The organism is Shinella sedimenti (genome assembly GCF_022601905.1).
Lineage (GTDB): Bacteria > Pseudomonadota > Alphaproteobacteria > Rhizobiales > Rhizobiaceae > Shinella > Shinella sedimenti.
In genome coordinates this window covers 552,411-578,602 of record NZ_JAKVIN010000002.1, presented here as the reverse complement: position 1 = coordinate 578,602, position 26,192 = coordinate 552,411, and the positions used below count along the sequence as shown (strand labels likewise).

Annotated in this window: 20 protein-coding genes; 10 read left to right on the top strand and 10 right to left on the bottom strand. The window is 63.9% G+C overall.

The features are described 5' to 3' along the window. Positions 1-272: 272 nt before the first annotated feature. A complete protein-coding gene (gene recA, locus MKI86_RS06885; protein ID WP_241599010.1) occupies positions 273-1,361 on the bottom strand; it encodes a recombinase RecA in 1,089 nt (362 codons plus the stop codon). A gap of 234 nt (positions 1,362-1,595) precedes the next feature. Here recA and MKI86_RS06880 point away from each other — a divergent pair, with 234 nt between their 5' ends. Together MKI86_RS06880 and MKI86_RS06875 are read left to right on the top strand one after the other, a co-directional pair. Then, positions 1,596-2,543 carry a carbohydrate kinase family protein gene (locus MKI86_RS06880; protein ID WP_241599008.1) on the top strand — a complete coding sequence of 316 codons (948 nt, stop codon included), beginning with the start codon at positions 1,596-1,598 and terminating at the stop codon, positions 2,541-2,543. A 34-nt stretch (positions 2,544-2,577) separates the two neighbouring features. Beyond that, positions 2,578-3,504: a pseudouridine-5'-phosphate glycosidase gene (locus MKI86_RS06875; RefSeq protein WP_241599006.1), complete on the top strand. Its 927-nt coding sequence runs from the start codon at positions 2,578-2,580 to the stop codon at positions 3,502-3,504. 512 nt (positions 3,505-4,016) lie between these two features. Here the strand turns inward: MKI86_RS06875 and cckA are convergent. After that, on the bottom strand, positions 4,017-6,629 hold the full coding sequence (cckA, locus tag MKI86_RS06870; RefSeq protein ID WP_241599004.1) for a cell cycle histidine kinase CckA: 2,613 nt from the start codon (positions 6,627-6,629) through the stop codon (positions 4,017-4,019). A gap of 296 nt (positions 6,630-6,925) precedes the next feature. Between cckA and MKI86_RS06865 the strand changes: the two genes are divergently transcribed. Beyond that, a complete protein-coding gene (locus MKI86_RS06865; protein ID WP_241599002.1) occupies positions 6,926-7,942 on the top strand; it encodes a flagellar biosynthetic protein FliO in 1,017 nt (338 codons plus the stop codon). Positions 7,943-8,095: 153 nt separating this feature from the next. Here the strand turns inward: MKI86_RS06865 and dksA are convergent, their stop codons facing one another. Further along, positions 8,096-8,515, bottom strand: a complete 420-nt coding sequence (dksA, locus tag MKI86_RS06860; protein ID WP_241599000.1) for an RNA polymerase-binding protein DksA — start codon at positions 8,513-8,515, stop codon at positions 8,096-8,098. A gap of 425 nt (positions 8,516-8,940) precedes the next feature. Between dksA and MKI86_RS06855 the strand changes: the two genes are divergently transcribed. The 4 genes from MKI86_RS06855 to MKI86_RS06840 all read left to right on the top strand — a co-directional run bounded on the left by MKI86_RS06855 (position 8,941) and on the right by MKI86_RS06840 (position 12,768). Continuing rightward, positions 8,941-9,465 (top strand): SixA phosphatase family protein, encoded by a 525-nt coding sequence (locus MKI86_RS06855; RefSeq protein ID WP_241598989.1) that lies wholly within the window; start codon positions 8,941-8,943, stop codon positions 9,463-9,465. A gap of 78 nt (positions 9,466-9,543) precedes the next feature. Continuing rightward, positions 9,544-11,013, top strand: coding sequence for a YcjX family GTP-binding protein (locus MKI86_RS06850; protein WP_241598987.1), 1,470 nt, complete (start codon positions 9,544-9,546; stop codon positions 11,011-11,013). Further along, positions 11,010-12,074, top strand: a complete 1,065-nt coding sequence (locus tag MKI86_RS06845; protein ID WP_241598985.1) for a YcjF family protein — start codon at positions 11,010-11,012, stop codon at positions 12,072-12,074. Before MKI86_RS06850 ends, MKI86_RS06845 begins: the two co-directional genes overlap by 4 nt. A 145-nt stretch (positions 12,075-12,219) precedes the next feature. Beyond that, positions 12,220-12,768, top strand: coding sequence for a hypothetical protein (locus MKI86_RS06840; RefSeq protein WP_241598983.1), 549 nt, complete (start codon positions 12,220-12,222; stop codon positions 12,766-12,768). Here MKI86_RS06840 and folK read toward each other — a convergent pair. The 3 genes from folK to folP are packed head-to-tail and all read right to left on the bottom strand — an operon-like array spanning position 12,761 to position 14,536. Beyond that, the gene (gene folK, locus MKI86_RS06835) at positions 12,761-13,279 is read right to left on the bottom strand and encodes a 2-amino-4-hydroxy-6-hydroxymethyldihydropteridine diphosphokinase (RefSeq protein ID WP_241598981.1); all 519 of its coding nucleotides are present in this window, start codon (positions 13,277-13,279) and stop codon (positions 12,761-12,763) included. The two genes, MKI86_RS06840 and folK, sit on opposite strands and share 8 nt — an antisense overlap. Continuing rightward, entirely contained in the window at positions 13,269-13,637 is a 369-nt protein-coding gene (gene folB, locus MKI86_RS06830; protein WP_134649952.1) for a dihydroneopterin aldolase, read from the bottom strand. The genes folK and folB overlap by 11 nt, the downstream gene beginning before the upstream one ends. Continuing rightward, on the bottom strand, positions 13,634-14,536 hold the full coding sequence (gene folP / locus MKI86_RS06825) for a dihydropteroate synthase (protein ID WP_241598979.1): 903 nt from the start codon (positions 14,534-14,536) through the stop codon (positions 13,634-13,636). The genes folB and folP overlap by 4 nt, the downstream gene beginning before the upstream one ends. Positions 14,537-14,683: 147 nt before the next feature. Between folP and MKI86_RS06820 the strand changes: the two genes are divergently transcribed. Beyond that, positions 14,684-15,292, top strand: coding sequence for a DUF922 domain-containing Zn-dependent protease (locus tag MKI86_RS06820; protein ID WP_241598977.1), 609 nt, complete (start codon positions 14,684-14,686; stop codon positions 15,290-15,292). Between the two features lie 426 nt (positions 15,293-15,718). On the opposite strand, the gene MKI86_RS06815 is transcribed toward MKI86_RS06820, so the two are convergent. Both MKI86_RS06815 and MKI86_RS06810 read right to left on the bottom strand, forming a co-directional pair. Beyond that, positions 15,719-16,039, bottom strand: a complete 321-nt coding sequence (locus tag MKI86_RS06815) for a 2Fe-2S iron-sulfur cluster-binding protein (protein WP_134649955.1) — start codon at positions 16,037-16,039, stop codon at positions 15,719-15,721. Positions 16,040-16,213: 174 nt separating this feature from the next. Continuing rightward, positions 16,214-16,582 carry an Hpt domain-containing protein gene (locus tag MKI86_RS06810; protein ID WP_241598975.1) on the bottom strand — a complete coding sequence of 123 codons (369 nt, stop codon included), beginning with the start codon at positions 16,580-16,582 and terminating at the stop codon, positions 16,214-16,216. 530 nt (positions 16,583-17,112) lie between these two features. Here MKI86_RS06810 and MKI86_RS06805 point away from each other — a divergent pair. Together MKI86_RS06805 and MKI86_RS06800 are read left to right on the top strand one after the other, a co-directional pair. After that, the gene (locus tag MKI86_RS06805; protein ID WP_241598973.1) at positions 17,113-22,818 is read left to right on the top strand and encodes an apolipoprotein A-IV repeat region-like domain-containing protein; all 5,706 of its coding nucleotides are present in this window, start codon (positions 17,113-17,115) and stop codon (positions 22,816-22,818) included. A gap of 178 nt (positions 22,819-22,996) precedes the next feature. Beyond that, positions 22,997-23,971, top strand: coding sequence for a Tim44 domain-containing protein (locus MKI86_RS06800; protein ID WP_241598971.1), 975 nt, complete (start codon positions 22,997-22,999; stop codon positions 23,969-23,971). Between the two features lie 61 nt (positions 23,972-24,032). On the opposite strand, the gene MKI86_RS06795 is transcribed toward MKI86_RS06800, so the two are convergent. Both MKI86_RS06795 and MKI86_RS06790 read right to left on the bottom strand, forming a co-directional pair. After that, complete coding sequence (locus MKI86_RS06795; RefSeq protein WP_241598969.1) at positions 24,033-24,650, bottom strand: ABC-type transport auxiliary lipoprotein family protein; 618 nt, start codon at positions 24,648-24,650, stop codon at positions 24,033-24,035. Positions 24,651-24,783: 133 nt separating this feature from the next. Further along, on the bottom strand, positions 24,784-26,154 hold the full coding sequence (locus MKI86_RS06790; protein ID WP_241598966.1) for an MlaD family protein: 1,371 nt from the start codon (positions 26,152-26,154) through the stop codon (positions 24,784-24,786). Positions 26,155-26,192 lie beyond the last annotated feature (38 nt).

Genomic DNA, 26,192 nt, shown 5'->3' with positions numbered 1-26,192 from the left:
GGCGCGTCATCCACCCAATTGCCCCACAGCGACGCGACACCGCATCGCCGGCCGGAGTGCCCGCCCGGAAGGCCTTGTGGACCGTCCATCCGCGAATTCCGTCGAAACCGCGCCTGGCCCGACGCCTTCCCTGAGGAGGCCTGAAACCGCGGGCATGCGCGAGAACTGAAGGCTTTTATCGTCCGGCCCGGCACCTGTCCAGACACGAAGAAACCGGCCCTTCGCGAAGAAAGGCCGGTTTTCCGTCGTTTTAAGAAAGCGTTGCGGGAAGACTACATGTTCGCCGCGTCGTCGGCGTCGTTCGCATCGGGACCGCCGTTTTCCAGGAAGCGGTCGGCGATGAGGCCGGCATTCTGCCGCAGCGACGTCTCGATCTCGCGAGCAAGGTCCGGGTTCTCGCGCAGGAACGTCTTAGCATTCTCGCGGCCCTGACCGAGACGCTGGCTGTTGTAGGAGAACCACGCGCCCGACTTCTCGACGATGCCGGCCTTGACGCCGAGATCGATCAGTTCACCCGTCTTGGAAACGCCCTCGCCATACATGATGTCGAATTCGACCTGCTTGAAGGGCGGCGCCATCTTGTTCTTGACGACCTTGACGCGCGTCTGGTTGCCGATCACCTCGTCGCGCTCCTTGACGGCGCCAATACGGCGGATGTCGAGGCGAACGGAGGCATAGAACTTCAAGGCGTTGCCGCCCGTCGTCACTTCCGGCGAACCATAGACGACGCCGATCTTCATGCGGATCTGGTTGATGAAGATGACCATCGTGTTGGACTTGGAGATGGAGGCCGTCAGCTTGCGCAGCGCCTGGCTCATCAGGCGGGCCTGGAGGCCCGGCAGGCTTTCGCCCATCTCGCCTTCGATTTCGGCGCGCGGCGTGAGTGCGGCGACCGAGTCGACGACCAGCACGTCGATTGCGCCGGAACGGACCAGCGTATCGGTGATCTCCAGCGCCTGCTCACCGGTATCGGGCTGCGAAATGAGAAGATTTTCAAGATCCACGCCGAGTTTGCGGGCATAGATAGGGTCGAGTGCGTGCTCGGCGTCCACGAAGGCGCAGATTCCGCCCTTCTTCTGTGCCTCGGCAATGGTCTGCAGCGCCAGCGTCGTCTTGCCCGAGCTTTCCGGCCCGTAGATCTCGATGATGCGCCCCTTGGGCAGGCCGCCGATGCCGAGCGCGACGTCGAGGCTGAGAGAGCCCGTCGAAACCGTCTCGATCTCCACGACGCTGTCCTTGCCGCCGAGCTTCATGATGGAGCCCTTGCCGAAGGAGCGCTCGATCTGGGAGAGAGCCGCTTCGAGTGCCTTGCTTTTATCCACTGTTTTATCCTCTACGAGCCGCAAACTGTTCTGTGCCATTTTGTCCACCTTTAGGTTATTGAAGCAAGACAGGCAACGAACCCGCCGACGAAAGCTATGTACACATTTTGTTCTCATTTTGCAAGGCTTGTTCATCCATTTGAACAAATTAAGAAATCGAGGGCGTGTTCTACTTTCGTTTCAAGTGGATGATCGTGGATTGAAAACAACGGTTTGACCGCCCTGCAACCTGCCTCGGGCGGACGAATCGGCATGCGGATGCGAAGGAAGACGATGACGGACAGAACGATACTGGTGATGGGCGGCGCTCATGTGGACAGGCGCGGGCGCATTGCCGGCGAGACGGTGCCTGGCGCCAGCAATCCGGGCGGTTGGTTCGTGGAAGCGGGTGGTGGCGCCTTCAATGCGGCGCGCAATCTCGCCCGTCTCGGCCACCGCGTGCGGCTGGTCTCGCCGCGCGGCGGCGACAAGGACGGCGAAATCGTCGCGGCCGCGGCGCAGGCAGCGGGCGTCGAGGATACGCCATTTACCTTCCTCGACCGCGCAACGCCAAGCTACACGGCGATCATCGAGCGCGACGGCAACCTTGTCATCGCCCTGGCCGACATGGAACTCTATCGGCTGTTTTCGCCGCGGCGGCTGCAACAGCGCGCCATGCGCGAAGCAATCGCCGGTGCCGGCGCGCTGCTGACCGACGCCAACCTGCCGGCGGAAACGCTCGACGCGATGGCAGCGATGGCGCGGGAGGCCAGCATTCCCCTCGCCGCCATCGCCATTTCCCCGGCAAAGGTCGTGCGCCTTGAAAAGAGCCTGCCTGCCCTTGCCTTTCTCTTCATGAACGAGGCGGAAGCCCGCACGCTGACCGGCGCCAACCCGGAAAACCCCGCCGACTGGCCCGATGCACTGCGTGCCATCGGCCTTCGCGCCGGCGTGGTTACGCGCGGCGGCAGGGGCGTCATCTCCTTTGACGAGAACAGCGCCGCCATCGTGGTGCCGCCGGCCATACCGGCGCTTGGCGATGTCACCGGCGCGGGCGATTCGCTCGCCTCCGGCTTTCTCCACGCCCGGCTTCGCGGCGCGCGGATAAATGAAGCATTGCGCCAGGGCGTTGCTGCCGCCGTCATCACGGTGCGCTCGCCGCTTGCCGTCGCGGAAGAAATGTCGCAGCCGGCGCTTGCCGATGCACTTTCTCTTGTGCCGCCTGCCGAAATCCTGTCATGAGACTTTTTTGCCCAAAATCCTTCAAGGACATCGCATGACCAGACCCGTCTCCTCCCTCCTGCCGATGCAGTATTCGGACGAAGTCGCCGCCGCCAAGGCACGCGGCGCGCCGATCGTGGCCCTCGAATCGACGATCATCACGCACGGCATGCCCTATCCGGGCAATCTCGAGATGGCGCGCAGCGTGGAGACCATCATCCGCGACAACGGCGCCGTGCCGGCGACCATCGCCGTCATCGAGGGCGTGCTGCATATCGGCCTTGAAGCCGCCCAGCTCGAGGCCTTGGCGCAGACCAAGGGCGCGATGAAGGTGTCGCGCGCCGACATGGCGTTTGCCATCGCGGAACGTCGCACGGGTGCCACGACGGTCGCGGCCACCATGATCGGCGCCGCACGGGCCGGCATCAGGGTCTTCGCCACCGGTGGCATTGGCGGCGTGCATCGCGGTGCGGAAGAGACCTTCGACATCTCCGCCGACCTTGAGGAGCTCGCACGCACCGGCGTCATCGTCGTCTGCGCCGGCCCCAAGGCAATCCTCGACATCCCCAAAACGCTGGAAGTGCTGGAAACCCGCGGCGTGCCCGTCGTCACCTATGACAGCGCCACCTTCCCGGCCTTCTGGTCGCGCGATTCGGGCCTCAAGAGCCCGCTGACGCTCAACAGCCCGGCGGCGATCGCCAACTTCCAGACGGTGCGCGACCAGCTCGGCGTCGATGGCGGCATGCTGATTGCCAACCCGGTGCCGCAGGCTGACGAGATCCCGCGCGAAGAGATGGAAATCTACATCACCCGCGCGCTCGACAATGCGGAGCGTGACGAGATCGCCGGCAAGGCTGTTACCCCCTACCTGCTCGACAGCCTGTTCCACCTGACGGACGGCCGCAGCCTCAAAACGAACATCGCGCTCGTCGAGAACAACGCCCGTCTTGCGGCCGAAATCGCCGTTGCAATGGTGGATTGATAATGACGTAGCGGCCGGTTTGATCCGGCCGCTCATTTTTTGAAAAAATCACGAACTTTCTACAAACCGGGGCGAGTAAATCACAAAGTAATATAAGAAAAATTTAATAAATAAGCTATTGTTTTATAGAGAATTAAAGCGCCACCGACACAACCCCTAACGATATCAATACCGCGGAAGAACACCCCAAGATTGCATCAGGTTGGTAGACAATTGCACGAATCAATGCAACCTTGAGTTATCAAGAGGAGTGGAGATCATGCTCTTAAGCTGTATCGATCCGAATGGTGACAGATGGGTGTTCTGGCGTGACGATGAGGGATGGCTTTGGAGCCGACGCGCGTTCAATGGATATGAAGTTGACCGGTCCTCACGCGCCTATGCTAATCGATACAGCTGCGTCGTGAATGCCAAGCGCAACGGTATGCTTGGTCGTCCTTCGTTAAAGCTTACAAAAGCCGACGAAGAGGCAAAGCGGATGTGGCGCAATCCGGCATTGAAGCCCGTTTGACTTACCCTTCGTCCAGCATTTCCCGCACGGCTTCAGCAAGCTGCTTCAGCGAGAACGGCTTCGGCAGGAAGCCGAACTTGGCATCGGCGGGAAGGTTGCGGGCGAAGGCGTCCTCGGCGTAACCCGAGACGAAGATGAACTTGAGATCCGGATAGGACTTGCGCAGTTCGCGCAGCAGCGACGGACCGTCCATTTCGGGCATCACGACGTCGGACACGACGATATCGACGGCACCGTTCAGCTCTTCCATGATATCGAGCGCCTCGACGCCCGATCCGGCCTCGTGCACCGTATAGCCGCGGGTTTCCAGCATGCGCTTTCCACCGCGGCGGACCGCTTCCTCATCCTCGACGAGAAGCACGACGGCCGAACCGCCGGTCAGGTCGCGCGGTTCCTTTTCTGCAATCTGCGCTACGGTGGCGACCGGCTGTGAACCGACCTGTGCCGCAGCCGTCGCGATGTCGACGGGAACGGCCTCTTCCACATGGCGCGGCAGCAGGATGCGGAAGGTCGTGCCCTTGCCGACTTCCGAATCCAGATAGATGTAGCCGCCTGTCTGCTTGACGATGCCGTAGACCATCGAGAGGCCGAGACCCGTGCCCTTGCCGACATCCTTGGTCGTGAAGAAGGGCTCAAAGATCTTGTCGATGATCTCGGGCGGTATGCCGGTGCCCTGGTCCGAGACCTCGACTTCGACGTAGTCGCCCGGCGGCAAGTCACGCAGGTTGCGGGCGGCGGCCTCTTCGGCTTCCACGTTGCGCGTGCGGAATGTGATAGTGCCGCCATCCGGCATGGCATCGCGCGCGTTGACGGCGAGGTTGATCAGCACCTGCTCGAACTGGCCGAGATCCGTCTTCACCGTCCAAAGGTCACGGCCGTATTCGACATTGATCTTCACATTGGTGCCTGTCATCCGGTCGACCAGCATACGCAGGTCGCCGATCACATCGGTCATGTTGAGCACGGTCGGGCGCATGGTCTGTTTGCGCGAGAAGGCGAGCAGTTGCCGCACCAGCACCGCGGCGCGGTTGGCATTGCGCTTGATCTCCATGAGATCGGCAAAGCTGGCATCGGAGGGGCGCGCGGACAGCAGAAGATGGTCGGACGAGAGCAGGATGGCCGTCAGCACGTTGTTGAAGTCGTGCGCTATGCCGCCGGCCAGCGTTCCCACGGCATTCATCTTCTGGGTCTGCGCCATCTGTGTCTCGAGCGCTTTCTGCTCGGTGATCTCCACGGCATAGACGATGGCGGCCTCTTCCGGCGCCTCGTCGCTCTGATCGATGACGGCGTTCACATAGAAACGGAAGTGCCGCCCGTCGTCGGCGGGATGGAGCGAATCGATCGGCGGAATATCGCCCTGCCGGTCCTTGGCCGCGTCGAATGCCGACTGCAGGCGCAGCCGGTCCGTTTCGTGCACGATTGTCTCGAGCTTGGCGCCGCGGTCGATATCATCGCGCGAGACGACGCCGGAAAACAGCTTCAGGAACGGCGCATTGGTGCGCAGGATACGGCCGTTCCCGTCGACAGATGCAATCGCCATGGGCGTGTTGTTGAAGAAGCGCGTGAAGCGCATGGAGGCAATCGATGCGGACTGGTCGGCCTCACCGCCCTCCTCGCGCGCCAGCACGATGGTGCGGCTGTCGCCGGGCGCGCCATCGCGCATGGAGGACACGCGGTGCACGATGCGCACCGGCAGGCTCTGGCCGTTCGTCTTGCGCAGGTCGAGGTCGAGCGTCTCGGTGCGCTTCAGGCCGGGTTCGGCCTGCACGGACTGGATAAGCGCCAGCCCCTCGCCTGCCACCACATCGGCAATCGACAGCGAACCCGGGTGGAACTTCGTCAGGTCTATACCCAGCCATTCCGCAAGCGTCGCATTGAGATAGACGATCTCCCCCTTGCGGCCGGCGGAAAAGAAACCGGCTGGCGCATGGTCGAGATAGTCGATGGCGTTCTGCAACTCCTTGAAGAATCGCTCCTGGTCGTCGCGCTCCGAGGTGATGTCCGAAATCTGCCAGATATAAAGCGAACGACCGGCTTTCTTGCCGTTGGGCAGCACCCGCGCCTTGAGCCTGTACCAGTGCGCGCCGGAACCGCCGGAGGCGGAAGCGTCGAGAGATTTCTGAACACGGAATTCCTCAGCCCCCTCCTTGCCCTCGTGCAGGCCGTTGGTAAGGCGGTAGACGGCTTCGGTGGCGTCGCGGTTGCGCGACAGCAACGTCTCGAGCGACTGCACTTCCGCATCGCCCCGCGCACCGGTCAGCGCACCATAGGCGGCATTGGCATAGACGATGCGCCCCTTGCGATCCGTAATGACGGTGCCGTCAGGATGGCTGTCGAGAAAGGCATGTGCCAGATCGTCGGCCCCGGCCGCCTGCGGCATGACCTCGATGAAACCGATCAGCGCCGACACGACGAAGAAGATGCCCGCCATGGCGAGCACGCCAAGCACGCCGAGCACCAACTCATTGTCCAACTGGTTCTTGAAGACGATGAAGGCACCCGCAGAGGCCGCCAGCACGACGGCCAGCAGCACGACGCGAAGCGCCATCGCCGGCCGCAAGCCGCGGTCCACGATCGGCAGATTGTCGTCGCCCGGCCGTTTCATCGTCGTCATCAATCCCTCATAGGCAACGCGCCGGCCATTCACGTGGCACGGCAACGATGCGAGAATCATGTTTAGCTGCCCGAGGGAAGCGCAAAAAGCCGCCGAGGGGAAGCAAGGCCGCGAATTCACAGGGAATATTCCCGGTAAAACCCTCGTATTTTCCAGGCACTGCCATAGTTACGACGCAAGCGCGACGGCAATGGATGCTGGACAACCGTCGCCAAGCGCTTGTAGGACCTCGCAAAAGGCCGTCAGATGCCGCGATATGCGGCAGGGGCCGATCGGACAGAAGGAGTGAACGCGCCATGTTGCCTGAGATCCTAGCAGACAACGGTCAGAAGTTCGTCATCGCCGTCGTCGTCGTGCTGCTTGGCCTTCTCTGCCTCGCGCTGGTTCTGTGGATCATCCGGGGCCGGCCCTCCTCCCCCTTCATCCGCGGCGGCCGCAACCGCACACCCCGCCTTGCCGTGCTGGATGCCGCCGCGATCGATACGCGCCGCCGCCTCGTGCTGGTGCGGCGCGACGACGTGGAACACCTCGTCATGATCGGCGGCCCGACGGACATCGTCATCGAATCGCGGATCGCAACGACTGTGGCCGAAAGCGCGCAGCCGGCGGAGAAACCCGCCGAGACGACTGAGCGGGCCGAGCCTACGCGGCGCGAACCCGCCGTCGCCGCCGTGGAGACACCCGTCGTTACCCGGCCGGTGGCAAACGTCACGGCCGCAACCGTAACCGAACGGCGTCCGACCGCAGCGCAGGACGGCGTCTCGGCCATGGGAAAGGTGCTCTATGCCGGTGACGAGGACACCCGGTCCATTCCCGCACGTGCGGTCCCGCAGCCCATTGCCGCCGTACAGCAGACGCAGCCGAGCCAGCAGCAACGCACACCGGAGCGGCGCGTCGAGGATCTGCTGGAGCAGAACCGCCAGCGCGTACTGACACCGCAGCCCGCATCGACCGCAACCGCCTCGTCAACCGGTACCGTTGGCCCTGTCAATGTTCCAGCCCAAAGCAATCAGGTAACCCAGCAGCGCCCGGCGACGGCCGCGACGGCAACGCCCGTAAGGCCGGAAGGGAGTGCTGCAGACAATCCGGCTCTTGTCAGCGAATTCGAAAAGCTGCTTGAAGCGGAGATGGCAAACAATCCCGCGACGGCCGCCACTGCCGGACAGGCCCGAACCGCAGCCCAGCCGACGCTGAACCCGACGCAGACCGCCGCGATGGCGGGCCAGGCGCAGCCTGCCGGCAAGAGCCGCGAGGAGACCGAAGCCGAGATGGCCCGCCTGCTCGGCGAGATCGCCGCCAATCGCAAAGGCTGAGGCTGACCCAGCCATGAAAAAACCCCTGGAAGCAGAAGCTCCAGGGGTTTGAAGTTTTTCGCTCTCTTCGACCTGTCGGAAAGAACGATTATGATGCCCGAGCGCGATCATGGCCGGATTTCCGGCGCCTGTTCCCACCCATCAGGCAGACGCTTATTCGTCGCGATACACTTTTTCCCGGCGCTCGTGACGCTCTTGCGCCTCAATCGAAAGCGTTGCGATCGGACGGGCGTCGAGACGCTTGAGGCCGATCGGCTCGCCCGTTTCTTCGCAGTAACCGTAGGTACCCTCGTCGAGACGTTGCAGCGCCGCATCGATCTTGGAGATCAGCTTGCGCTGGCGGTCACGAGCCCGAAGCTCGATGGCGCGGTCGGTTTCCGAGGATGCCCGGTCTGCAAGATCCGGGTGGTTGGCGCTTTCTTCTGCCAGATGTTCGAGAGTTTCGCGCGCTTCGCGCAGAATGTCGTTTTTCCAGGCGTTAAGCTTCGCTCGAAAGTAAGCCCGCTGGTTGGCACTCATGAATTCATCGTCCTCGCTGAGGACGAAATTGCTAAGATCGATCTTCTCACTCAACGCGATTCTCCTGAAGAACATCTCAAGGCGCGCTGTATATCCCCACAATTACGCCGTTTCAAGCCTTCTGAGACTTACCCACGGTTTTCAAGCGTGCCTATGTTTTGGACCCTGCCAGAGTAATATTTCATCAAAATTACAACAGGATGGCAAAACAGTCGTTCGTTGCCTGCGCTCAAGACGGCATTCACAAGGTCAAAGGAAGGAAGACCCGCAACCCCGTCTTGGGCGCGTGCCGAGAATATAGGCACGACTTTCCGTCCCCCAAGGGTTTGTCACGACGATTTTTATTCGGCGGGTCGTGCCGCCGTTGCCCGCAAACGTGAACGCGCACGCCTGCAAAAGCGGTTGATCTTTCCCGCGCGGAAAGACATGAAGTCGAAAAGCGGTCCTGATGGTCGGCCGCGGGCGGATGGAGCATCGATTTGACATCTCTTGGCACGCCGGCATTCCGGCTCTACATCCTCCGCCATGCCCGCGCCGCCTGGGCCCAGCCGGGCCAGTCCGATTTCGAGCGCGCACTTGATGACGAAGGCTTTGCCGAAGCGGAAATCATCGCTGAAGAGGCGGTCGATCAGGGATACGGGCCATCCCTCATCATCTCGTCCACGGCCCTGCGCTGCCGCCAGACGGCAGCGCCGTTCCGCCGGACGATCAGCGAGGACCTGCCGATCGAGTATGTCGATTCGCTCTATTCGAGCGGCGTCGAGACCTATGCGGAGCTTGCCTTCGCAGCGCGTGCAGAAACATCGGTGATGATCGTGGGTCATAATCCGATGGTCGAGGAGTTCTTCCACAGTCTCGTCGGCAGCGAGATCGCCGAAGCGGCGGCGCCCTTGGGCTATCCGACCGCAGGCCTCGCCATCCTGGATTTCGACAGCCGTCCGACGCACAAGGACCCTGGCAGCGCCTGCCTCGCCGGCTTCATGGCGCCGCGCCCCGTGCGCTGATAGAAGCACGGCATCCCGGCGCCTCTTTTTCAGCGTCGTCGGGTTTCCTATATCGCCTTCGATGATGGAAGGAAAACCGTGCCCCCCAGCCTGACGACCCTGACCGATGAAGCCATGCTCGCGCTCGATGCGTTGACAGGCCGCGCCACCAATCTCGTCAACCCGTCGATCCGGCTCGGTGTGACGGGCCTCTCGCGCGCTGGAAAGACGGTCTTCATCTCATCGCTCGTGCACAATCTGCTGAACGGCGGGCGCCTGCCACTGTTCGAGGCGGGGCGCTCGGGCCGGGTGTCGAAAATCCGCCTGGAGCCGCAGCCGGATGATGCCGTGCCCCGCTTCCAGTATGAGGACCACATTCGAGCGTTGGTCGCCGACCGAATCTGGCCGGATTCCACGCGCGCCATCTCGCAGCTACGCCTCACGCTTGAATATGAGAGCGCTTCGGGCTGGGGCCGCCTCTTCTCGCCCGGCAAACTGTCCATCGACATCGTCGATTATCCCGGCGAATGGCTGCTCGATCTTCCGCTGCTGGCGCAGGACTACCGGACCTTCAGCGAAAAGACCGTCACACTGGCAGGCTCGGGCATCCGCGCCGAACTTGCCCGCGACTGGCTGGCTTTATCCGCAACGGTCGATCCGGCCGCGACCGCATCGGAGGCGACGGCGCGGGCGCTTTCGGAAGCTTTCACCGCCTATCTGCGCGCCTGCAAATCCGACGAGCGCTCGCTCTCCACCCTGCCGCCCGGCCGCTTCCTGATGCCGGGCGATCTGGAAGGCTCGCCTGCGCTTACCTTCGCGCCGCTGCCCAATCTCGCCAAGGGCAGCCCGGCACGCGGTTCGCTGCAAGCCATGATGGAGCGGCGCTACGAAGCCTACAAGGCGCATGTGGTGCGCCCGTTCTTTCGCGAGCACTTCGCCCGCCTCGACCGGCAGATCGTGCTTATCGATGCGCTCCAGGCGATCAATCGCGGCGCGGAGGCCGTGCACGACCTCGAACGCGCGCTGGGCGACGTGCTGGAGTGCTTCCGCGCCGGGTCCAACAGCTTCCTGTCCTCCTTCGTCACGCGGCGCATCGACCGCATCGTGATCGCTGCCACCAAGGCCGATCACCTGCACCATGAAAGCCATCCCCGGCTGGAGGCCGTCACCCGCCGTCTCGTCGAGCGCGCCATCGAGCGCATCGGCATGAGTGGCGCGGGCATCGAGGTGATGGCGCTCGCTTCCGTGCGCGCTACGCGCGAGGCCACCGTCAAGCATGGCGGCGAGGACCTGCCTGTCATCGTCGGCGTACCGATGGCAGGCGAAACGATCAACGGCGAAACCTTCGACGGCGAACGCAAAACCGCGATATTTCCCGGGGACTTGCCAAAGAATCCGGATTCACTTTTCGAAGCACTTGAATCGGCTCCTGAAGGCGAACATCTCCTCAATTTCGTGCGCTTTCGCCCGCCCCATATCGAGGAAACCGGCGGCGGGCTGAAACTGTCTGTGCCGCACATACGGCTCGACCGCGCGCTGCAATATCTGATCGGAGACAGGCTCGCATGAACGACCGACCACGCAAGCCCGCCGCCTTCTCCCTGCCGGCCGATGCCGCCGCCACCCGGCCGGAGAGCGAACGCACCCGTCCGCCCGCCGCCTTCGATGCGCCCGTCAGGCTGACGCCGGATGCGGAAGACCCTTTCATCGCAACGACCGCGGACCTGCCCGACCTTACACCGCCCGTCGCCGCACCGCGTCCGCGCCGCATCACGCTCGGCCGCATCGTATTCGGCGCGCTCGGCGTGCTGATATCGCTCGCCGTGGGCCTGTGGGTCGATGCGCTGATCCGCGATCTGTTCAGCCGCAACGACTGGCTGGGCTATCTTGCCCTCACGGCCGCCATCGTGGCGGTCCTCGCCCTTCTCGGTGTCGTGCTGCGCGAGCTGATCGGCCTTAGACGCCTCGCCGCCGTGCAGGATCTCAAGCACGATATCGAAGAGGCGGCCGCGTCGCCCACGCCGGCCGGCGGCCGCGCCATGGTTGCGCGCCTCGTCCAGCTCCTCGCCGCACGCCCGCAGACGGCGCGCGGCCGTGCACGGCTCGCCGAAACCGATGGCGAGATCATCGATGCCGCGCACCTGATCGAACTTGCCGAGCGTGAACTGATGAGCCCGCTCGATCGCGAGGCCCGCGCCCTGATCCTCGGCGCTGCCAAGCGCGTCTCCATCGTAACCGCCGTCAGCCCGCGCGCGCTGGTCGACCTCGGCTATGTCGTCTACGAGAGCAGCCGGCTGGTGCGCAGCATGGCCGAACTCTACGGCGGGCGCCCGGGCAAGATCGGCATGTTGCGGCTGATGCGTGACGTGATCGCTCATCTCGCCGTGACCGGATCCATTGCCATGGGCGACAGCCTGGTGCAGCAGGTTCTGGGCCACGGGCTCGCCTCCAAACTCTCCGCGAGGCTCGGCGAAGGCGTCATCAACGGCCTGATGACCGCCCGTATCGGCATCGCGGCCATGGACCTTTGCCGCCCCATGCCCTTCCGCGCACTGAAGCGTCCCGGCATCGGCGATTTCATTGGCGACCTGACGCCCGGCACCGCAGGCAACCGCCGCGACGAGGCGTGACCTTGCTGCAACACCCCGGTTTTCCGGGCCGTCATGCACCATCAAAAGACGCGAGCAAGCCCGCCGGAAACCGTCCGTTAACCATTTTCGCGCAAACCTGAAAGCTCAAAGCAGGCCAATGGCCATCGCCCATCAAGGATCGTTCATGTACTCGCGCACCTCTTTGATCGCCCGCGCCTCCGCAGCGGCCATTCTCGCAGCCAGCGCCATTGCGCTTCCCGCATCAGCCTCGCAGCGCGACAGGGCCTTTTTCGAACAGGTCGCCGGCAACTGGCAGGGCGCGGGTGAAATCGTTGCCGGAAAATACAAGGGCACCAAGTTCAACTGCGACCTGATGGGCAGCCCCGTCGCCGCCAAGGGAGCAGGCATCCAGCTCGACGGCTTCTGCCGCGTCGGCGTCTTCAAGCAGCCCATGTCCGCGCTGATCAGCAAGGCGGGAAGCACCTACAAGGGCAAGTTCCTTGACGGAGCCGCCGGCAAGGGCATGGACATCGTTTCCGGTCAGGTCAACGGCAACAAGGTCGTAGTCGGCATCAACCGCCAGAAGCTGAACGGCGCCATGATCGCGCGCCTCGATGGCGACAAGAAGATGAACATCACCATTTCGGTGAAGGTCGAAGACAAGATGATCCCGGTCATCGGCCTGTCGCTCGACCGCAATCTCGACGACATCGCCGTCGGCTCGATCAAGTAGTCCGCCACCAGTCCGGGTCGGCGCTTGCCGGCTCTATGCCCGTGACATCCGCCGCTTCCAGCCATGCCGCGACCGGACGCCCCGCGACGTCCAGCGACGGCGCGACATCGGCAAGCGGCATGAGCACGAAGCCGCGTTCCGTCATGCGCGGATGCGGCAACTCCAACCGCCCGCCGACCTGTTCAACACCCTCATAGGTCAGAACATCGATATCGATGGTGCGCGGTCCCCAGCGCTCGATGCGTTCGCGCTTCATGTCGCGCTCAATCCCAAGGCAGATATCGAGAAGAGGCTCGGGCGCGAGCGTCGTTTCGATCAGCGCGCAGGCGTTGAAGAACCAGTCCTGGTCCGTCTTGCCCCAGGGTGGCGTGCGATAAAGCCGCGACACCGCAACCACACGACAATCCGCACGCGCATCGAGCGCGCGCAGCGCCTCGGTCATCGCACGGGCAGGATCGCCGATATTGCCGCCGAGGCCGAGCGTGGCCCGGCGGAACGCCTCAGACGACATGATCGACCGTGACCTGAACATAGTCCAGCACGCCCGGCACGGGGGCATTCGGCTTGCGCACGGTGATGCGGGCGCGCGAAATCTGCGGGAAACGCGCACAGAGAACCGTCGCGATCTCCTGCGCCAGCGCCTCGATCAGATAGCGGCGCTGGCCGGTCACGATCTTTTCGATTTCCTGAAAGGCCACGCCGTAATCGACCGTCGAATCGATGGCGTCGTCCGATAGCGGGCGAAGCGGCAGGACGTCGAGTTCCGCATCGACGAAAAAGCGCTGCCCGAGAAACTCTTCCGCATCATGCAGGCCGTGACGGGCGAAGAAGGCGCAGTTCTTGAGCGTGATCGTGTAGCTGGTGGTCATGGTGTATCCTGTCTCGCCGGCGTTTCGCCGTGCGCCTCACGCGCAGCGACCGTGCGCCGCGCCGAGAGCATAGCATCGGCAACGGCCAGCGCGTCCCTGTTGATTGCGACATCGTGTACCCTGAAGACCGCCGCGCCGGCCATGCGCAGCAACGCAGTCGTGGCAGCCGTGCCCACATCGCGGTCTTCTGCTGCCTCGCGCCCCGTTAGCGCGCCGAGGAAACGCTTGCGCGACGTGCCGGCCAGGATGGGCAGCTCGAAACCATAGAGCTCGCCGAAACGCGCCATCAGCTCCAGGTTCTCGTCCGTGTCCTTGGCAAAGCCGAAGCCGGGATCGAGCACCATGGCCTCGCGCGGCACCCCGGCCGCACGGGCGATCTTCAGTGAACGCCCAAGAAAGAGATACTGGTCTTCCACCACGTCGGGCCGCTTCCCACGGCCGCGCCCAGTGTGCATGATGCAGAGCCCTGCCCCGCTTTGCGCCGCGACCTCGGCGATGTCAGGTTCGCGCTGCAGCCCATGCACATCGTTGACGATATGGGCGCCTGCGGCGACCGCAAGCCGCGCCGTCTGCGCGCGATAGGTGTCCACTGAGATGATGGCATCCGTGGTGCCGGCAAGTGCCTCGATGACCGGCAGGATCCGGTCCTGCTCCTCGGCCGCAGAAACAGATGCAGCGCCCGGCCGGGTTGATTCGCCACCGATATCGATGATCTCGGCGCCCTCTTCCAGACACAGGATCGCGCGCGCGACGGCCGCGTCCGCGCTGTCGAAGCGCCCACCGTCGGAAAAGGAGTCCGGCGTCACATTGACGATCGCCATGAGAATCCCGCGCGGGCCGAGGTCCAGATGCCGGCCATGGGCGAGCGCCCAGCGGAAGGGATCGAACGGCGAGAACATGGCGGTTTCCTTCGGCGGTTAACCAGCGATCCCGAATGGGTGTTGCGCTTGCCGAGCCTATGCCCCAAGCTTAGACGAAGTTCAACCGGCGCATTGCCGGCACACCGTCGGGCCCATCCCGCCGGCGCGAAAGGAATACGGATTCGAATGAAGACCATCGCCCGCCTGATGGCCCTTGCCGCCCTCGCCTCGCTCCCTTTCCAGCCAGCCGGTGCACAGACGATCACCACCAAGACCTTCTCCTACTTTCCCGTCGGCGGGCGCACGGCCGCCGAACTCGACGCGGAACTGTCGAAACGCGGACCGATGATGAAGCGTAGCGGCTCGCGGCATCCGGGCGCAACGAAGATCAAGTGGGGCGGCTCCGTGACTTATGTCCGCCGCAACGACCGCTGCGCGGTCGGCGAGGCCAAGGTCGTGCTCTCCACGCAGATCATCCTGCCGCGCTGGAAGAACCGCAATCGCGCGACCCCGTCGCTCGCCCTGATCTGGGATACGCTGTCGAGCGACATCAAGCGCCACGAGGAGCGGCATGCGGAGATCGCCCGCACCCATGCCCGCGAACTGGAGCGCACGCTTCGGCGCCTGCCGTCAGAGCGCGACTGCGAGCGCATGCAGGCACGGGTGGACCGCGTCACCGCCGATGCCGTGGCACGCCACGATGCCGACCAGGCCCGTTTCGACCGCATCGAATCGAAGAACTTCAACGACCGCATGATGCGCCTGCTGACGCACCGCCTGAACAACGGGAAGTGAGTACAGTCGGCCTGGCCGCTCAGTATTGCCAGCACAGTCGCGGTCAAAACCCGCGATACGATGCAAGCTTTGTCGTTTTATGCGTAAAATGACTGGTGAATTCTTGCGATAGCGCAAATGCGCAAATCACCTTATGTTCATTTCAACAGTGACCGGGAGGATATGTTTCTCCCTGTGCAGCATGAAGCAGTTTGTAACAGGTTCTCCTGGCGCATCCACATCATAGCAGCAGGTTGTTTCCTCCCTTTCCTGGCTGCGGTGCGCCCTCCTCGCCTCGCTTGTCCCATAGACCGGCGAGGCTTTTTTTGCCTTATCCACCGACCTGATAACTGCAGGGCCAAGCCAGCGCTTTCTGCGCCCATGACTATGGGTCCGGCCGCGCCTCAGCGCGCCGGCTAGTCGAAATCCGTTTTCAGGAAGGTGATGTCAGGCCTGGCGCTCGGGGACGTGCACCACGAGACCATCAAGAGCATCCGACATCTTGATCTGACAGGAAAGCCGCGAGGTCGGCCGAACGTCATAGGCGAAGTCGAGCATGTCCTCTTCCATCGCTTCCGGCGGGCCGACAAGTGCCGTCCAGGTCTCGTCGACATAGACATGACAGGTTGCGCAGGCGCAGGCGCCGCCGCATTCGGCCTCGATGCCGGGCACGGAGTTGCGAACGGCATTTTCCATGACCGTGGAGCCGTTGGCGACATCCAGTTCGTGACGGGTGCCGTCGAAGGCGACGATGGTAAGTTTGCTCATGATGGCTTCCGAATTCTGTGAGCGGCCCGAGGGGCCTCTGTCCGGCGCAGCGGGCAGCCGCCCGCCTGCCGGCGTTGCGGCCGAGGTTTCCAACAAAACCCCTCCACAGTCAACATCAGGCCCCGCCGCACGACCATCCGGGCGCATCGGGCTGCCGTTATGCCACAGTGCCGCTCAGCGGCAGAGCTTCAGGATGAAGTTTTCGGCCTCGACGACGGCGGCGGTGATGGCGGCAAGTGCCACCGCATCGGACGGGTTTTCTTCCAGCGCCGCGGCCGCACGCGCGACGGCCGTCGCGCCGGCCGACTGCGCCGAGCCCTTGAGGCGATGTGCGATGGCCGCGCGCGCCTCACCTTCGAATTTGGCGAGTTCCTGCATGCTCTGGCGGGCATGCCGCGCGAACATCTGCAGCACTTCCAGCTCCAGCGCCTTGTCGCCCATGGTCTGGCGGCCAAGGTGTACCAAATCGATCGGCCGTCCATTCGAGGCACAGATGCCGCTGGCATTGTCGGGAGTATCGAAGGCGATGTTGAGCGCTGCCATTTGCCAATATCCTTGTTCGCGCCGCGCGCGCTTGTTTCGTTATGGAGCATGCCACGTTCACGGGCCTGCCCGTCCGTTCGCTCCGCCTAACGCGCGGAAAACGGATGCCATTGTGCGTGGCGGACGCCCCTATCGGATTAAAAGACGGCGCAAAATGGGCATGAATCGCAAACTATGGTTAATGCCTGAAAAAAGGCTTTTTTCTCAAGCTTTCCATTGCGATACAGAATCGGCTGAAATTAACTTCCTGTTAAGTTTCAGCCTAAGGGAGATGGCAATCAATTGTGTGATACAGGCTAATGTGTCACTACGATACGGCCGGATAGTCCCGGTGGATAAGCCGTTGGCGGATATACAAGCTTCCGTCATTTCGGTCTATCGAACGAATTGGGAATGAACGGCGGCCCGGACGCTGCGCAACCATGAGGGTTCGCGGCAAGACCGACCGCCAACCGGACGACTTCGAATACGCCCGAGCAGCGGCGGCGCGTATAGGGGTCGCCCCGGACATGGTAACGAGGCGTACCCGCATGGCGACGAACAAGACCATTGAGTCGATCGACGACAAGGCATTTCAGGCTCTTGAAGAGGCCTTAAAAATCGATTTCGACGATCTGACTGCGGAGACGCCTTCGAAGACGGATTCGTCGGAGGCCCGTGTGTCTGAACCAGCAAGCCGAATTCAGGGAAAGACGCAGGCCCAGCAGGCGTCCGCCGAGGCTCCGCGCAACCTGAACCCCGAGCCCGGCCCGAAGACCCCGGTCTTTGCGCCCGCCAATGACGGTTCGCGCAAGACACCTGCTGCTATTCTGAAGTCGCTCGACATGCGCTCGTCGCGCGGCCCGATCCGCATGGCTGCGCTTGCCTCCGCGCTTTGGATCATCGGCGGCGTCGGCGTTGCCAATCTTCTTTATGCACCGCAGATCTGGCAGATCCGCTCCATCGCCGATCTGGTCGCCCTGCCCGGCGCCATCGGCATGCTGGTCGCGATCATCATGCCGATCATGCTGTTCTTCGCCTTCGCCATCATGATCGCGCGCGCTCACGAACTGCGCAGCGCGGCACGCTCCATGGCGGAAGTCGCCCTGCGCCTCTCCGAGCCGGAAACCGTCGCCGCCGACCGCATCATGTCCGTCGGCCAGGCCGTGCGTCGTGAAGTATCGGCGATGAACGAAGGCATCGAGCGCACCATCGCGCGCGCCACGGAACTCGAAACGCTGGTGCATTCCGAGGTCAACGCGCTCGAGCGCAGCTATTCCGACAATGAAATGCGCGTGCGCACGCTCGTGCAGGAACTCGGCACCGAACGCGAGGCGATCGTCAGCCATGCCGAACGCATCCGCTCGTCGATTTCGGGCGCGCACGACCAGCTGAAGGACGAACTCGCCAGCGCCGGCGAGAGCATCACCGCGCGGCTTGCCACCTCGGGCGAAGCCTTCGCCTCCATGCTCGACACGCGCGCCGCCATGCTGATGGAAAAGTCCGACAGTGCGACGCAAACCATCGGCGCCATGCTTGCCGCCCGCACCGACAACCTCCTGTCCACGCTAAGCTCCTCCGGCGTTGCTCTCGCCAACGAATTCGATACGCGCCTCGATCAGCTGACGCAGAGCCTCGACAGCCGCGGCCGCGATCTTCTCCAGCAGTTCGAAACGCGCGCGACCTCGCTCGATGCGAATACCGAAAAGCTCAATGCCGCACTCAACGAGCGCGCCAAGCAGCTCAATGAAACGCTGATCGCCCGTACCCGCGAGATCAGCGAGAGCCTTTCCATTGGCCAGCATGCCGTGACGAGCGGCCTTGATCACGTTCTCCAGTCGATGAATGCGGCTCTGGACGAAAAGGGCGCGCAGTTCCGCCAGAGCCTCAAGAACGCCGCAGACGATACGGTCATGGACCTCGACCTGCGTTCGGGCTTCTTCGACGAGCGCATGCAGGCAACCGTCGGCCAGATCGCCGGTGCCTTCGACCAGCGCGTGGAGGAATTCGCCCAGGCCTTCGACCAGCGTGCCGGCTCGCTCGATTCCAAGCTGATGGAGAGCCTTGCCCGCATCAACGAGACCGTCGCAAGCGGCCGCGAGGCGATCGACGGCATTCTCACCTCCAGCATCGACCGCCTGGGCAACACGCTGACGGACCAGTCCTTTGCGCTGGCGACCACCATCGCCACCAGCCAGGAAGTCTTCGAAAGCGCCGTTTCCGGCCATGCCGATGCCATCAGCAATGCCGTCGGCGGCGCGCATGAGCGCATGGGTGCTGTCCTGTCGGAAAAGTCGTCCGCCCTGCTCGGTGGCCTGGCCGATGTGCAGAACCGCATCGAAAGCGGCTTCGGCGCGCGCGCCGACGCGCTGGCCGAAAGCATCTCGGGCAGCGAACGCCGTCTGACGGAAGCACTCGACAACCGCGGCACGGCCATTGCGACCGATATCCAGGCCGCACAGGCCCGCATGGAAGAAGCGCTCGGTGCCCGCGCCGACGAGATCACCTCCACGATCGCGGCGAGCCACAACCGCCTCGACAGCGCGCTCACGGAGCGCACGGCCGCCCTTTCTGCCATGCTGCACGAGACCGGCAGCCAGCTTGAGAATTCCGTGGGTTCGGCAGCCAACCGCGTCGAAACCGCGCTCACAGGCGCTGCCCGCCAGATCGACGAGGTCATTACCGGCCGCACCGCCAACCTCGCCTCCGTACTCTCCAACAGCGCCGGCTCCATGCAGACGGCCATCGACAACGCGGCCGACCGCGTCGAGTACGTACTGTCGGAAGGCAGCCAGCAGCTTGGCGGCGTGCTCCACGGCCAGGCCACCGAGTTCGCAGACGCCTTCTCGGGCCGTGCCGCGGAAATCGCCGAAGCCCTCTCGGGCCGCGCCTCGGAGCTTGCCGGTTCGCTCGTCTCAACGCATGAACAGATCCGCGCGACACTCGACGACCGCATTCATGCGATCAATGTTGCCATCACCGAAGGCCGCGATCAGCTCACGGAGACGTTGAACGATCAGACCACCGCCATCGGCACGGCCATCGCGACCAGTGCCGGCATGCTGGAAATCTCGCTGGAGCAGCAGCAGGAATCGCTCCGCCGCACCATCGACACCAGCGCCGATCTCCTGAACGACCGCGTTCGCGAGAGCACCGACGCGGTTGCAGAACGCCTCGGCGAGACGACGTCCAAGATCGCGCAGGCCGCGGATGCCTTCGGTGCCCGTATGGAGCAGACCGTCGACAGCGTCGCCAACCGCTTCGACACCACCGGCAGCCGCCTTGAAGAAAACCTCGGCAAGCTGGAAGCCCGCATAGAGCACAGCGTCGACAACGTCTCCGGCATCGTCGATACGGCAGCATCGCGCATCTCCGACACGCTCGGCGAGCGCCTTGCCGACTTGGAGCGCGTGGGCAGCGATGTGTCGCTGCGCGTTTCCGACGCCCTCTCCCGCCCCATCGCCGAAGTCGACCGCATTGGCGACGAGACCACGGCGCGCATCGCCGCGACCCTCGCGGGCCATGTCGGCGATATCGAGCGCGTTGCCGGCGACGCTGCCCAGCGCATCGACAGCACGCTGTCGGAGCGCGCCAGCCAGATCGCGCAGGTCACAGACGAAGCCACCGGGCGCATCGACAGCACCCTCACCCAGCGCGCCAACCAGATTGCACAGGTCGCAGACGAAGCCACCGGACGCATCGACAGCACGCTTACCCAGCGCGCCAACCAGATTGCACAGGTGGTGGACGAAGCCACCGGCCGTATCGATGGCACGCTGACCGAGCGCGCCAACCAGATCGCCCAGATCGCCGGTGAGGCCTCCGAACGCATCGCCACCACCATCGAGGACAAGACCGGCCGGATCGAGGAACGCCTCGGCACCATGGACCGCGCTCTCACCATCGGTCTGGACAATGTAAACCGCACCATCGACGGCAAGGCCGCCGGTCTTGCCCAGACGCTGCGCGAAGCCGTCTCGCAGGCTGCGCAGGACATGGATGCCGAAGCCGTGCGCTCGGCCCAGTCGCTGGCAAAGACCGGCGAGGAATTCGTCAACATCAGCAGTTCGCTGCGCGGCGCAGTATCCCGTGCGGCCACGGATATGGGCACTGAAGCCCAGCGTGTTGCCGAAAACATCGCGCGCACCGGCGCTGAATTTGCCGAAAACCTTACCAGCCGCAACGAGGCTTTCGCTCGCACAATCGAGGAGACGGAAAGCCGACTGGCCGGTCAGGCGCAGGCCCTGCAGCAGGGCCTCGGCGATGTCCAGAAGGCGCTGGATACGCGCGGCGCCTCCATTCGCTCCACGCTTGATGAGCGCACCCGCGAGCTCAACTCCATGCTGGCGAGCCGCACGGAAGAGCTGTCGCGTCTCATCAACGAGGAAGCCCGCCCGGTCATCGACGATTATGCCGCCGTCGGCCGCGAGGCTGCCGAACGCATCACCGGCGTCGCCCGCGAAAGTGCCGACCGCCTGCGCAACGAGAACGCCGCGCTCATCAACGCGATTTCGGCCCGCACCGCCGACACGCTGGCCGCCATCACGACCCGCACCGACGAAGCGGCCGGCGCGATGCGCGCGATCGAAGATGGCCTCCAGGCCAATGTCGACGGCCTGATCGCCCGCCTTTCGGAAAGCAACGGCGCCATCGCCGGCATGGTCGACGCCGCCAGCCAGACGCTGGGTGCCATCGACGGTCGTCTCAGCAGCACGGCGGAGCATTTCAGCTCGTCGGCCGAGCGCGCCTCCGAAATGGTCGCCACCACGTCGCGCCTGCTGGAAGGCAAGGTCGACCGCCTGTCGGACATCGCGGCCGGCACCCTCTCCCAGATCGGCGGCATCGTCGGTCGTTTCGAGGACCACTCGAAGATCCTGTCGCAGGCATCCGATCTCCTGGCCGCCGCCCAGTCCAACCTCGTCTCGACGCTCGAGGAACGTCAGGATGCGCTGCGTGCGCTCTCCGTCGGCCTCGTGCAGCGGTCCGAGGAAATCGAGGGTACCATGCGCTCGCTCGAGGGCATGGTGGAAGGCGCCTTCAGCCGCGCCGAGGAACGCTCCAGCCAGATCGCCGGCAACCTGCGCGGCGGCATCCAGGGCTCATTCGCCGAAGTCGGCCGCATCCTGAGCGAGACCGAAAAACGCGCCGAGACTGCGGCCACCACGCTGCGCGACTCGCTCGTCAAGGCCGGCGAGGAAGCGGGCCAGTCCGTCGAGGGCGCCTTCGTACGCGCCGAGGAGCGCACCAAGGAAGTCGCAAACCGCCTGCGCGGCAGCGTCAGCGCCTCGCTTTCGGATGTCGATCGCCTGCTGAACGAATCCGGCAAGAAGTCCGAGGCCGCGACGGCCGTCATGCGCGATGCAATGCGCGAGGCGGTCGAGGAAGCCATCGGCAAGTTCTCCGGCGCCACCGAGGAAATCCGCCGCGCCGCCGGCGAAATCCGGCGCGAACTCGACCAGACCCGTGGCGAACTCAAGCGCGGCGCGTTCGACCTGCCGGAAGAAGCGAAGGAAAACGCCGCCCAGATGCGGCGCGCCGTCAGTGAGCAGATCAAGGCGCTGCAGGACCTGTCCGACATTATCGGAAAGTCCTCGGCCGCGCTGGAAGTCTCGCGCCCCGCCGTTCAGGCAACGCCTGCCCAGCAGCCCGTTCAGCAGCAAGCCCGCGTCGAGCCACGCCGCGAGGAACAGCCGCAGCTTCGCGGCAGCCTCGGGCTGGAGCGCGCAGCAGCAGCCACCGTTCCGCAGCGCGCGCAGCCCCTGCCCGCCGAAACCGATGCCAGAAAGGCAGGCGGCGAAGGCGGCTGGATGCGCGATCTTTTGCGCGGTGCCGTCTCGCGTGAGGAAAGCCAGTTCACCCAGCCCCGCAGCGAAGGCCAGACGGCCCGTCCCGCCGACAGCCGCAACCCGCGCCATGTCGTCGAATCGCTGAACTCGCTGTCGGTCGACATTGCCCGCGCGATCGATCACGACGCCTCGGTCGACCTGTGGCGCCGCTACCAGCGCGGCGAGCGCGACGTCTTCACCCGTCGCCTCTACACGTTGAAGGGCCAGCAGACCTTCGACGAGATCAAGCGCAAATACGAGCGCGAGCCGGAGTTCCGCACCGCCGTCGACCGCTACATCTCCGATTTCGAGAAGCTGCTCGCCGACGTGGCCCGCAACGACCGCGACAAGACGATGACGCAGACCTACCTCACCTCGGACACCGGCAAGGTCTACACCATGCTGGCCCATGCCGCAGGCCGCTTCAGCTGAGCAAAGCGGATCGTATGAGATTTGACGGCCGTCCTTCGGGGCGGCCGTTTTGCGTTGATGGCGATAACGCATTTGTGAGCCGCCCGTGTCGTTTCCACGCGCCTTTCTCTTATATTCGCAGCCGCCAGCCTCTATATCCCCAGCCATGGGCCTTATGCCGTAAGGGAGAGAGACGAATATGATTGCAATACAGGGGTTTGGACGCCTTCTCGCGACGCTGGCAGTGGCGCTCGTCGTGATGATGACGGTTGTGGACGTCGCCGAAGCGCGTCGCGCCGGCGGTGGTTTTGGCAGCCGTGGCACCCGCACCTTCTCCACGCCCTCCACGACACGGACCGCGCCGAACGAAGCCCAGCCGATCGACCGCACGATGACGCGCCAGCCGTCCACCCAGCAGGCCGCAGGTCGCAACAGCACGGCAACGAACCCGCGTCCGGGCCTGTTCGGTGGCTTCGCGGGCTCCATGCTCGGCGGCCTGATGCTCGGCGGCCTCGTCGGCATGCTGCTCGGTCACGGGCTCGGCGGCGGCATCGGCTTCCTCGGCCTGCTCCTCCAGGTGCTGCTGATCGCCGGCGCTTTCCTGTTCATCCGCCGTATGTTCGCGCAGAAGAACGCGCCTGCCTATGCGGGTGCTGGTTCGTCGCGCAGCGCGTATCAGGGCAGCAACGGCTCGGATTTCGAGATCCCGCGCATCGGCGGCGGCCAGCGCCAGGAGGCGGTGCAGCCGAAGTCCGGCGACGAGATCGGCGTCCGGCAGGAAGACCTCGAACAGTTCGAAAGCATGCTGAAGGAATTGCAGGCCGCCTATGCGGCGGAAGATTTCCGCACGTTGCGCCAGATCACGACGCCAGAGGCGATGTCCTACCTCGCCGAGGAGATTGGCGACAACGCCACGCAGGGCCTGCGCAACGAGGTGCGTGACATCCACCTCGTGCAGGGCGATGTAGCAGAGGCTTGGCGCGAAGGCACCGACGACTATGCCACGGTCGCCATGCGCTATGAGAGCATCGACGTGATGCGCGACCGCACTTCAGGCAAGCTGGTATCCGGCGATCCGGACAATCTCACGGAAACCGTCGAGATATGGACGTTCCTGCGCAGGAACGGCGGCGACTGGAAGGTCTCTGCCATCCAGGGCGTCGAAGCGGCCTGATGTGAAAAGGCCGCGCGCGACCCCAAGGGCAGCGCGCGGCCGAAACCAGCGGAAAGATCGATCAGATCGTTTTCAGCGTCCAGCCGATAATATCGGCAGTGACCGTGGCGAAGGCCGCATCGAGCGCCTTCACGAAGGCGGTGTTGCCCGCTCCGCGAACCGGCGCCGTAGCCCGGAACACCTTCTGCGCCCGCACGGAACCGTTGCGATCATTGAGCAGCTTGGCGGAAATCTCGACGATCGCGGTGCCGGCGCCGGAGGTCTGAACCTCGAAGGCGCGAATCTCGGTCACGATCTGATAGTCGATGGCCAGCCCCTGGCCGGGCGTACCGACACCGCCGAAACGGCCGGTGTTCTCGAACGCCTGTACGAGCTTGGCCTGCACCATCTTGGTGAGGCTATCGCTCCACTGCGATTGCGAGAGATATTGGATCTCCGACGGCGACGGACGGATGACGATCTGCTCGCTGTCGATCGCCTTCAGAGCGGTCGGCTGCGGCACGAGAATCTGCCGGTTCTTCGCGGACGGTCCCTCGACCGGCGCCGCCGATGTGAGGCTGAACGTATCGTTCTTGGCCGCTCCACCGCCGCAGGCGGCCAAGGATGCAGCCAGAACAGCCGAGAGTGCGATCCGCGCCGCAGGCCCTCTCCGCCACATCTCGATACCCGATACCGTCATATTATCCTCGAAACCCTTGATATCGATATGTAGCAGCGGCCTTGCAGGCTGTCACGGTGGTGCGGGCCAAGTCCTTGCACGCAAACGAGAGCTGAGCGGCCGTTGTGGAGATACGGCCACACTTCATGGGATATCAACGGCGTGTGCGGCCGTCATACTGTTTGACGGTGTCTCCGCCGAACAGCAGACGCTGCGGATTCCGCTCGAAACCGGAGATCGCGCTGTCGAGGTTCTGGATGGTGCGGCGCGTGTCGAGCACCAGCGCCTCGACATCGCGAAGACCGGAGCCGGAGAAGCGCTGAAGCCCGTCGGCAATGGGACCGATCCGGCCGTTGAGCGTATCCGCCGCCTGCTTGATCGACTGCAATGTCGCCTTGGCCTCGGCAAACAGCGATTCGGAATCGCCCTCGCCCAAGAAGCCGTCGAGCTTGGCAAGAACGCCATCCACGCGCGTGGACGCCGCGTTGAGCTTGCTGCTCATCTGCTGCACGTCGGTGATGATCTGGTCGATGTCTTCCTGACGGGCGCCGATCTTGTCGGCGACCCCTGTTACGGACGAGATCGCCTTGCGCGCATCCTGGGTCGCGACCGAGATGTTGTCGATGGCACCACTGACCTTCTGCGTATCGACGGACGCAATCAGGCTGTCCACCTTGTCCAGCGTGGCCGTCGCATTCCTGCCGAAGGTATCGAAGGTCTCGGCAGTCTTGCGGAAGCCCTCGACGGTTGCCTTCACGTTGCTGGATGCATCCGCGATGTCCCTGCTCACCTTGTCAACATTTCCGACGAAATCCTCGACCTTCTTCGGATCGACTGCCTTGATCAGCGAATCGACCGAGGCAAGCGTGGAATCCAGCCGGCCGGACAGGTTCTGGAACGTATCGGAAAGGCCGCCGACGCTCTTCAGGAACTCGTCGATATTCTCGCCATTGGCGGCAAGCGAATCGGAGAAGCGCTCGGCGTTCTGGATGGTCTTGGTGAGCGGGCCGCGCGCATCGGCAACAAAGCCCTGAACGTCGGTAATGGCTGCATCGGCGCGCTTGAGGATCTTGTCGGCCGTCGACAGGATGTTGGTCACGCTCGACTGCTCCGCCTCGAGAACGGCGGCCGTCTCGTTGTCGAAGGCGTCCCGCAGGATGTTCGGATCGCCAGCCGAACCACCGGAAAGCTCGATATAGGCAGCGCCCGTGAGACCCTGGACCTCAAGCACGGCGGAGGTGGATTTTTTCACAGGCGCGCTGGTCGCGACCTCCGTCATGGCGACGGAGAAGCGCGGATCGTCCTTGTCGATGGCAAGGCTTCGTACAGAGCCGACGGGTATGCCGTTGAAGCGCACGGGCGAGCCGATGGACAGGCCGTTGGCCGAACCCGGAATGCGGATCGCCAGCTGCGCCATCTCGCCACCACGACCGTATTGCGACATCCAGTAGACGAACACGAAGGCGGCCGCCATGACCAGCACGGTGAAGAAACCGACGAGGGCGTAATTGGCTTTCGTTTCCATTCTTCAGTCCTGCTCGCAGTTCCATCCGCCGGGACGGG